This window comes from Actinoplanes sp. NPDC048791 (assembly GCF_040650095.1).
Classification (GTDB): Bacteria; Actinomycetota; Actinomycetes; order Mycobacteriales; family Micromonosporaceae; genus Actinoplanes.
The window spans coordinates 1-2,048 of the sequence record NZ_JBEZGQ010001289.1; the positions used below are offsets into that span (position 1 = coordinate 1).

The window sequence follows — 2,048 nt, forward strand, 5'->3', positions numbered from 1 at the left end:
CGCTGCTGGCGGTCGGTCTGCCCGGCCGCGGTCGCACCCGGGACCGCCACGAGGTGATCGAGGGGGGACGCCCACTGGGCCTGGAACCGCCGGGCGCCCGGCGCGCCGAACAGGGTGTCGACCGCGGCCGCCACGTCGCGGGTGTTGCCGTTGATACTTTCCGCGGCGGCGTCGAAGTCGGGTGTGCCGGTGACCGCCGCCCGGCTCACGTCCTCGACCAGGGCGGCGTGTTCGGCCAGCAGCTTGCCGAGCTGGGACCGCAGCCGCCAGACCGGCTCCCGCAGCGTGGCCCGGTCGGCCGCCGGCAGCAGCGCCTCGGCCAGGGTCAGGCCCAGGTCGTACGTGTGCTGGAAGCTCTGCCGGTACAGCCGGTCGGCGGTGGCGTGGTCGCCCGCCGCGTACGCGTCCGCCTGCTGGGTCAGGTGGTTGACGTGCATGAGGACCGCGTCGCGGGCGGCGGCCCGGGGGAGCCGGCCCTGTGACGCACCGGCGAAGAAGTCGGCGAGCTCCTCCTCGTACTCGATCAGCTCTTCGCGGGCGTGGGCGAGCGCGCCGGCGTCCTGGTCGGCCACGGCCGCGGCGTACGCCACCAGGCTCACGACGTGCTCGGACCACATCGGCCCGAACTGCGTGGCGGTGGCGGCGCCGAAGAGCTGTCCGATCAGGCCGGTCATGGCGTCGGTGTTCTCGCCGAGTGCGGCGTCGGCGGCCTGCACGAAGCTGTCGTCGCCGCGGATCCGGCTGCGCATCAGGTCGGCGGCCAGGATCGAGTGCTGCCCGAGCAGGCCCTGCAACCGGATGGCCTGGTCTGCGGCGGATACACGGGTCAGTTGGTGCACGTGCGCGGCCGGGCTGGGCGCCACGAGCGGCGCAACCGGGCCGCGCGGGGCGACGGCGGCCGGGCCTGTTGAGAGGATCGCGGTCAGCCCGAGGCCGAGCATCGGCACCAGTCGTCGGGTCGGTCGGTGTTCCCGCATACGCCTCATCGCCCAGCGTCTCGTCGCCCGGCCGGGCCACGCGCGGACCGCCACCGCACCGGGAGGCGGCCGGCAGTGCCGGCGGGCCGGTGACCAAGGACAACCGGGATGGTTGCCCATGGTGATGCGGCAGCCACGATACGCGCGCATCGATGAGATTCGAGTCCCCCGAGCGGCGCGACCGGGCGCCTGTGTGGACAGCCCCGGATCGTCCGAACTCCGCGTTCGGGGGGCCGACATCCGCGGCCCCGTCCAGTATCGTCGAAGTGGCTGCTGACCTTCGCAAACGTCCGGGGTGTGGCATGGCGCAAGGACACCCGGTAGAAGCAAAGCTGGTGGGCGGCCGCTACCGGCTGCTGCGGGCCCTCGCCGCCGGGGGCATGAGCGAGGTCTGGCTGGCCGACGACGAGCGGCGCTCCCGCCCGGTCGCCATCAAGAAATGCGTGCCACCCGAGGGTCTCACCCCGGCGCAGCGCGACCTCGTCCGAGATCTGACACTGCGCGAGACGCGGGCGCTGACCCGGGTCCGGCACCCGCACGTGATCCGCATCCTCGACGTGCTGTCCGACGACGAGGACCCCTGGATCGTCATGGAGTTCGTTCCCTCCCGCTCACTGCTCGAGGTCCTCCAGGAGTCGGGGCCTCTCCCGCCGGCCCGGGCCGCCACGATCGGGCTGGCCGTGCTGCACGCCCTGAAGGCGGCCGGCCGGGCCGGGGTGCTGCACCTCGACGTGAAACCGGCGAACGTGCTCATCGCCGACGACGGACGGATCGTGCTCGCCGACTTCGGCCCGGCCGGCACCGAGGCCGGCGTCCGGGCGCTGACCAGCGCCGGGATCACCCTCGGCTCCCCGAAGTACGTCGCGCCGGAGCGGCTGCTCAGTCAGATGTCGACCGCCCGGGCCGACCTGTGGTCGCTGGGCGCGACGCTCTACCACGCGGTGGAGGGCCGGCCCCCGTTCGCGGGGGAGACCACCGAGGACACGCTGCGGGCGCTGACCACCGGCGCACCCGACCCGCCCGTGCAGGCCGGTCCGCTGACCGAGGTGCTGGAGGGTCTGCTGCGGCGCG

2 protein-coding genes are annotated in these 2,048 nt (G+C 74.0%); one reads left to right on the plus strand and one right to left on the minus strand.

The genetic code is table 11. From position 1 onward, the window contains the following. Positions 1-977 (minus strand): hypothetical protein (locus AB0C29_RS45510; protein WP_360834198.1); only part of this gene is annotated, 977 nt, incomplete at its 3' end. 302 nt (positions 978-1,279) lie between these two features. Here AB0C29_RS45510 and AB0C29_RS45515 point away from each other — a divergent pair. After that, on the plus strand, positions 1,280-2,048 hold a 769-nt coding region (locus AB0C29_RS45515; RefSeq protein WP_360834200.1), incomplete at its 3' end, for a serine/threonine-protein kinase.